8 protein-coding genes are annotated in these 6,652 nt (G+C 44.4%); 5 read left to right on the top strand and 3 right to left on the bottom strand.

The annotated features are described in order from the left end of the window. Window positions 1–845 (bottom strand): OstA-like protein (locus tag IBX48_RS09465; RefSeq protein ID WP_296833776.1); only part of this gene is annotated, 845 nt, incomplete at its 3' end. Window positions 846–1,004: 159 nt separating this feature from the next. Between IBX48_RS09465 and IBX48_RS09460 the strand changes: the two genes are divergently transcribed. The 3 genes from IBX48_RS09460 (at window position 1,005) to IBX48_RS09450 (ending at window position 3,691) form a co-directional block, all read left to right on the top strand. Continuing rightward, window positions 1,005–2,018, top strand: coding sequence for a phosphotransferase (locus IBX48_RS09460; protein ID WP_296833773.1), 1,014 nt, complete (start codon window positions 1,005–1,007; stop codon window positions 2,016–2,018). After that, window positions 2,015–2,686: an N-acetylmuramate alpha-1-phosphate uridylyltransferase MurU gene (gene murU, locus IBX48_RS09455; protein WP_296833770.1), complete on the top strand. Its 672-nt coding sequence runs from the start codon at window positions 2,015–2,017 to the stop codon at window positions 2,684–2,686. Before IBX48_RS09460 ends, murU begins: the two co-directional genes overlap by 4 nt. Window positions 2,687–2,749: 63 nt before the next feature. Further along, window positions 2,750–3,691: a hypothetical protein gene (locus IBX48_RS09450; RefSeq protein ID WP_296833767.1), complete on the top strand. Its 942-nt coding sequence runs from the start codon at window positions 2,750–2,752 to the stop codon at window positions 3,689–3,691. Here the strand turns inward: IBX48_RS09450 and IBX48_RS09445 are convergent. Continuing rightward, a complete protein-coding gene (locus tag IBX48_RS09445) occupies window positions 3,688–4,440 on the bottom strand; it encodes a DUF481 domain-containing protein (RefSeq protein ID WP_296833764.1) in 753 nt (250 codons plus the stop codon). The two genes, IBX48_RS09450 and IBX48_RS09445, sit on opposite strands and share 4 nt — an antisense overlap. 168 nt (window positions 4,441–4,608) lie before the next feature. On the opposite strand from IBX48_RS09445, the gene IBX48_RS09440 reads away from it, so the two are divergent. Then, window positions 4,609–4,872, top strand: a complete 264-nt coding sequence (locus IBX48_RS09440; protein ID WP_296833761.1) for a hypothetical protein — start codon at window positions 4,609–4,611, stop codon at window positions 4,870–4,872. A 78-nt stretch (window positions 4,873–4,950) separates the two neighbouring features. Then, window positions 4,951–5,727, top strand: a complete 777-nt coding sequence (gene yaaA / locus IBX48_RS09435; RefSeq protein ID WP_296833758.1) for a peroxide stress protein YaaA — start codon at window positions 4,951–4,953, stop codon at window positions 5,725–5,727. A gap of 51 nt (window positions 5,728–5,778) precedes the next feature. On the opposite strand, the gene IBX48_RS09430 is transcribed toward yaaA, so the two are convergent. After that, the gene (locus IBX48_RS09430) at window positions 5,779–6,633 is read right to left on the bottom strand and encodes an Hsp33 family molecular chaperone HslO (RefSeq protein WP_296833755.1); all 855 of its coding nucleotides are present in this window, start codon (window positions 6,631–6,633) and stop codon (window positions 5,779–5,781) included. Between the last annotated feature and the right edge of the window lie 19 nt (window positions 6,634–6,652).

The following is a 6,652-nucleotide window of genomic DNA, read 5'->3' as shown; positions in this document are numbered from 1 at the left end:
CTATGTTTTGGTTGTAAATAGCGAAATTCGTTGTCCAATACAACGCCTCGATCTTGAATGCCAATCAGGGTGAGAGTGTCATCCATATTGGGGGCGATATTAAAATAGTAGGGCACGGCGACCACCGATAGCGGATCGCTTTGAGTTTGTGCAGGTGTTTTGTGCGATCCGATATAAGGGAATAAAAACCCACTGGCGCGGTCATCCAGTGGAATATCGATGTAAGGCGTATAAAAAATCGGCACACCTTTAAATTCTAACCAAGTGTGATAACCGTAAAGGCGACGTTTTGGATCGTTGATTTCTAAGTTACCAAAGTGTAGGTTCCAAGCTGGATCAGTCAGTGGGCAAGTAGTGAAACTGGCTTTATCCAGATGGCTAATACGTTCAGCCTGATTAAAATCTAACCGATTAGCGGAGCCGTGGGCGCGGCTGTCAGACAGTTGGTATTGAACTTGATTGATGTGGCCTATTTGACTGACCTGGTTGAATTCTGCTTGCTCGCCCAATAAGATGGTGTTTTTTTGGTGAAATTCAACTCGGCCAAATGCGCGAATATGTTGGCTGTCGCGATCATAAAATAATTGATCACTTAACACCACCAGGCCTGGTTCTGACAGGCGTACATGGCCGGTTAAAGTAATGTGATTGGCTTGGGTTTGAACCAGCTGATCGCCTTCCACCTGGGTTAAAGACCCCGGTGACGGTAAGATTTGCGGGGCGGCAATCCACTCCGGCAGGCAAGGGTTGTCTGAGTTTGGCGTTAACTGAAGCGTTTGAGCATAGGCTAAACTGCTAGCGGTGAACGCAAACCAAACAAGGGATAACTTGGAAAAAATTGACATTCTAAAGGCAAAATTATCTAATTGGCGACTTAGCCGATTATTCTACCTGAGTTCGTTGTTTAATAGAGGCTTTATTGAGCTGCAAAGCTGGGCCGGAAATCGAAACTTCTTGGCTTGTAAAATTACCCGAATACTCGCAAACATTTAAAAGCAGAAATTATGGATTTAAGATTTGAACAAATGCAAACCTGGTTAGCGGGTTTGACACGTTTTAAGCAAGGCGAGTTATCTTCGCCAAAATCAGCCTCAAGTGATGCCAGTTTTCGACGTTATTTTCGAGTCCTGTTTAATGATAATACAGGTCAGCAAAGCTTCATTATTATGGATGCACCACCTGAGCAGGAAGATTGCCGACCTTTTATTGCGGTATCGGCCGAATTAGATGCGGTGGGCTTGCATGTACCAAAAGTGCTAGAGCAGGATTTAACCCAAGGGTATTTATTATTGACCGATCTAGGCTCCACCACTTATTTGTCGGTATTAAACGAATCAAATGCGGAAGCTTATTACACGGATGCGTTGCGCGCCTTAGTGGTGTTGCAAACCCAAGCCAAAAGCGAGCATTTACCAGCTTATGATGCGGCCTTGCTGAATCGTGAAATGGACTTATTTACCGACTGGCTGGGCGAACGTCATTGCGATTTAGGCATGAATAAACTCGAGCACCAGGCCTGGTTGTCTGCTAAACATAGTCTTGTGCAATCCGCACTAGCTCAACCCCGGGTTTATGTGCATCGCGATTATCACAGTCGCAATTTAATGCTAACCGAACAACACAATCCGGGCATTTTGGATTTTCAAGACGCGGTGCAGGGCGCACTGACTTATGATGCCGTGTCCTTATTGCGCGATTGTTATATTGTCTGGCCGCCCGAACAGGTGCGCGAATGGCAAAGACAATATTTTTTAATGTTGTGCCAAGCCGGTCGATTAAGCCAGTCGGAATGGTCAGGTTTTGCCAAGTCGATGGATTTAATGGGCATTCAGCGTCACCTAAAAGCCTCGGGTATTTTTGCGCGTTTATATCACCGAGACGGCAAGGATGGCTATTTAAACGACATTCCGGCGACCTTGAACTACATCACCGAAGTCGGTTCACATTATAGTGAAATGCATGATTTGGTGAACTGGACACAAAAACTCCTATTCCGACTCCAAGAGGTCAAACCATGAAAGCGATGATCCTAGCCGCTGGGCGGGGTGAACGTTTACGGCCGTTAACCGATACCTGCCCTAAACCCTTGCTACCGCTAAACGGCAAACCGCTAATTGTGTATCACTTGGAAAAGTTGGCGCAAGCCGGTGTGCAAGATGTGGTGATTAATTATGCCTGGTTGGGTGAGCAGTTTGAAAAAACCCTAGGCCGAGGAGAAGCTTTTGGTTTAAATATCCACTACTCTCCAGAGCCAGAAGGCGGGTTGGAAACGGCAGGGGGTATGATTCAAGCTTTGCCATTGCTGGATGATGAACCCTTTATTTTAATAAATGGGGATGTGTTTAGTTATTATGATTTTAGCCAGTTATCGGCCAAGTTGAAGCCAAATTTTTTGGCGCATTTGGTTTTAGTGCCCACACCGGAGTTTAAAACCAAGGGCGACTTCGGTTTGCAACCACCAGGCCTGGTGGTTGCACAGGGGGATTGGACGTTTTCCGGAATCAGTGTAATTGACCCAAAACTATTGATTAATTACCCGGTGGGGCGTTTAGCTCTAGCGCCGATTTTACGCGAGGCGATGAGCCGGCAGCTTGTCAGTGGCGAAACCTATGTGGGACTTTGGAGCGATATAGGCACTCAAGAACGTCTTAGGGCAACCGAGCATCAAATTTTAAACCCTTGCTAGTTGGCAGGAAGGTTGCTTAGGTTTACAAATTAACTTTTAAAGCCTAAATTGAAGGTCATATCTATGAAGCTTATTTATGCTTTCCCCTTGCTAAGTTCCTTGTTTTTGATGGGCTGCATTGAAGAGCCTAAAACTAAGACGAATGCGTCGGCGCAAAGCTACGGTGTAAATTACACTGGCCAAACCAGCTGGGCTGAGCTAACGACCATCGCTGAACTGCAAACTTTTGTAGACGTGTTTGAGCTTTATCATCGAAATCAGGGCTTAATGGATTATTGGCCTAGTCAGCTTATAGGTTTAACACCCGATGCAGATTTAACGAATTTTGATACTGATTCTTGTGGCAAAAACAATACGATTGGGTTTAGCTTGGCATCAATTGTATCCGACGTGGAAGGGGTTGAAGCGGGCGATGAAATCTCGCAAGAAGTGACCGGATTTGTTAATAAAGCCCTGTTTTCTTCCTATTGTTACGCGGATCTAGCTTGGAACACACATACGACTGAAAATGGTTCAATAATGGTGGATGGTCAGGCTGATGATTATCTGACAAGTTTTAATCGTTACGAAAAATCGATCCCAGCGCATTACCAAATTCGTTTTGGCGGGACGGTTTTAAATAAGCCTTCGGCCAGTCAGCCAAGTAAAACCTATAATTTGGTGATTTCACAAGATCAAATGCCTTCACTTACTGCGAAGTTCGAGGATTTTAAAGTCAGTGAATCGGCTGATGGGCAATTTTATACTGGCACAATGTATCATCCAAACTATGGAAAAGTGTTTGTAACAACCTTGTTGGGAACTGAAAACCTGGTCGTAACAGCCGACGAAGATGTGTTGGTAAATCGACCTATTAGCGGAACACTAAAACTGACGGCCACGAGCGGCAACACCGCTTATATCCGTTTTTCAGCGGATTCAACCTATAACTTGGCGCTTGATCTGGGCAGTAATAATGTGTCAGATTTTGAGCTGGCCGCCCAAACCTGGCCGGCGATGCTTTAAAATCGGATATTGATACCGGTTTTATAAGAAAAATCGTAGTTTTTCTGCTCCGTTAGCGGCTCAGAATCATGTGTGTAGGCCGCATCCAGCGTAAAGGCAAACACACTGTTAATCCGTGTGGTTAAACCGGTACTGACCACTGTACGAAGGTTGTCAAAGTCATCGGTTTTTGGTTGGGCATATAAACTAATTTTCCAATCGGTTGTCTCGCTCAGGCTATATTTTGAATCCAGGTAGAAATTAAAGCGGGTACCGGTGTCTTCAACTTTTTCACCCAGTAGTTCAATTGAGCGCTCTTCATACATAATACCGGCCCCACCAAATCCGTTGAATGGGAAAGAGTCCAGTCGATAACGTGCATTCATACCGATCAAGTTACGCTTGCTATCATTGCTTAAGGGTTCACTTTCGTGTTGCAAAAAACTTTCCCAAGCCCAGCTATGAGTAAGCTGTTCGGTATGACGGTAATGCACAAAATAGGATTCTGAATAGGTGTCACCTTGAGACTGGCTTTGGCCGGCATCGTATAACAACAAATCACGTCTTTTTAGATTGTCCGAAATATACTGAACACCACCGGTAATCGAAAAATTATCTTCGTCTGTGTTGCCGCGTTTACCGTTGGCACCCAAGGTTGTGCTGGCGGCCCAGCCGGATTGAGTTTCATCCATTCTTAAGTTTTCGATATTCACAATCGCCCAAGCCGATTGGCTGATGACTAAACTGGCCAGTCCAAGTGCTAAACGCATAACGCTATCCTTATGTTTTATGTTGGGCAGATACTAACAAACCTCGTCTAAAATCACAACGTCTTGCGCCGCTTATAAAGCGCCGGCAAGCCTTTTAGCGGGTGCTATAATGAACTCGGGTTAGTGGAAAAGAGACAGACCCAAAAAATAAAAATTAAGGAGCGAAACATGAGTCACAAACATGATGTAATTATTAGAAAAATCTTTGCTCATCCGATGGCCGCCAATATTGATTGGAAAAAGTTAGCGTCGGCGTTAGAACATTTTGGTGCCACGATTGACACCTCAAATCATGGACGCGCAAAAATCGTGTTAAATGGGGCGGAATTGGCGATTAGCACACCACACCATGGCCATGATATTGAAAGCAAAGATGACATTATGAGCTTACGCCATTTTTTAGAAGCTCAGGGCATGGCACCTAAGGCTTAACTCAGTTTTTAGGCAACGCCTTTTTAGACCTGGATTTGGCTAGGGAAACGTTTCATAGTAATTTTGGAGACCATAAAGATGTTGATGTTGATATCCCCAGCCAAAGCGCTGGACGAATCCAAGCGATCGGCTGAGCTGGCGTTTACCCAAGCCGAATTTTTAGCCCAATCGGCCGAGCTGATGCAGGTCGTTAAACCGCTCGAGCCGATGGATTTAAGGCCGTTAATGCATATCAGCGATGACTTAGCGCAATTGAACTTCGATCGCAACCAGGCCTGGTGCCAACCAACTGAAAATGATGGTGTTTCAAAACAAGCGGTGTTTATGTTTAAAGGTGATGTTTATCAAGGCCTGGATGCTGCCAGTTTAGATAAAAAAGGCTTGGATTATGCTCAAACCCATTTGCGGATTCTGTCGGGTTTATATGGCTTGTTAAAACCTTTGGACTTAATGCGACCTTATCGTTTAGAAATGGGCACCAAGCTGGCTAACCCGAAAGGTAAGGATTTGTATGCTTTTTGGGGTGAAAGCCTCACTCAAACTCTAAATAACACCTTGAAACACGCTGGTAAACCGATAGTCAATTTGGCCTCGAATGAATATTTTAAAGCAATAAAACCTAAGCTATTGGATGCGCCAATAGTAACGCCAATATTTAAAGATTTAAAAAAAGGCGAGTATAAAATTATCAGTTTTTATGCTAAAAAAGCGCGGGGTTTAATGGTGCGTTATGCGATTGACCACCAGATCGAAAATGCAGAAGATTTAAAGTACTTTGATTACGCAGGTTATAAGTTTGCGCCGCCATTATCATCCGAAAAAGATTGGGTGTTTACACGGGACACGGCTGACTAGCGAGCTGATTTGATACTTTGCCAGTGCAAAACTGGCAAAGCTTGTGAAGTCTTAATTTGATTTAAATAATTCGTCAATATCTTCGGCGCTAAAGCGTTCGTGATAGTTACACATATCGTTAAACACCACAATTTCACCTTCCTCGGCTAAAATTTGGCGGGCTTCTTGTTCGCCTAAAGATTGAATCATCGCCGCCACGCGCTGGCGGTCTTGCACACATTTATATTTCACTTCTCGGGGCTCATAAAGCTCAACCAGCTCTTCGTGAAACAGGCGAGTGAGTAGGATAGGGGTATCCAAATCCAGTAACTCATCTGGTTTTAAAGTGCTGGTTAGATGGCTAATACGATCCCAAGCATCTTCATCGTGCATATCGGTTTTGGGCATTTTTTGCAGATATAAACCGCCAATCGCCTGTTCACTGACTTCGATGGCCAACTTAGAATCCAGCTGTTCAGATTGGCTTAAAAAGTTCTGTAAAGCTTCAATCAGTTGTTCACCTTCGCGCGACACATAAGACTGGTATAAATGATCGGTTAGCGTATTTTCTAACGTCACCATGATTTGACCTTCGCCCAGTAATTCATTGGCCGAAAGCTGATCGGTAATCGGTGCATTGGTTTTGGCTAAACCTTTTAACTTAAGTTCATGGGTGACTTCGACCACTAACAGATTGACCGGCCCCTGGCCTTGTACTTGCAAAATAATGTTGCCAGGGTGTTTTAAACCATTTGCCAGTAGAGCGGCAAACCCAGTCAGTTCGCCCAAGAGTTTCACTAGCACCGGCGGGTAATGCCGATCCGAAAGCATAGCCTGCCAAGCCTGGTTTAAATGAATATGCTGGCCACGAATATCATGTTCTTGAAATAAAAAACGCTGAATCGCATCCCTGTTTGAGCGCGTCATGACATCTTTGATCATTTAT

This window comes from Thiomicrospira sp., assembly GCF_014859555.1.
Lineage (GTDB): Bacteria > Pseudomonadota > Gammaproteobacteria > Thiomicrospirales > Thiomicrospiraceae > Thiomicrospira.
Note: the sequence above shows the minus strand (reverse complement) of the source record. Positions and strands in the feature narration are given on the sequence as shown.

Excerpts from the sequence above, each read along its gene's own strand:
- IBX48_RS09440 (WP_296833761.1), top strand. The coding sequence starts at position 4,609 with ATGAGTCACAAACATGATGTAATTATTAGAAAAATCTTTGCTCATCCG.
- yaaA (WP_296833758.1), top strand. The coding sequence starts at position 4,951 with ATGTTGATGTTGATATCCCCAGCCAAAGCGCTGGACGAATCCAAGCGA.
- IBX48_RS09430 (WP_296833755.1), bottom strand. The coding sequence starts at position 6,633 with ATGACGCGCTCAAACAGGGATGCGATTCAGCGTTTTTTATTTCAAGAA.
- IBX48_RS09460 (WP_296833773.1), top strand. The coding sequence starts at position 1,005 with ATGGATTTAAGATTTGAACAAATGCAAACCTGGTTAGCGGGTTTGACA.
- murU (WP_296833770.1), top strand. The coding sequence starts at position 2,015 with ATGAAAGCGATGATCCTAGCCGCTGGGCGGGGTGAACGTTTACGGCCG.
- IBX48_RS09445 (WP_296833764.1), bottom strand. The coding sequence starts at position 4,440 with ATGCGTTTAGCACTTGGACTGGCCAGTTTAGTCATCAGCCAATCGGCT.
- IBX48_RS09450 (WP_296833767.1), top strand. The coding sequence starts at position 2,750 with ATGAAGCTTATTTATGCTTTCCCCTTGCTAAGTTCCTTGTTTTTGATG.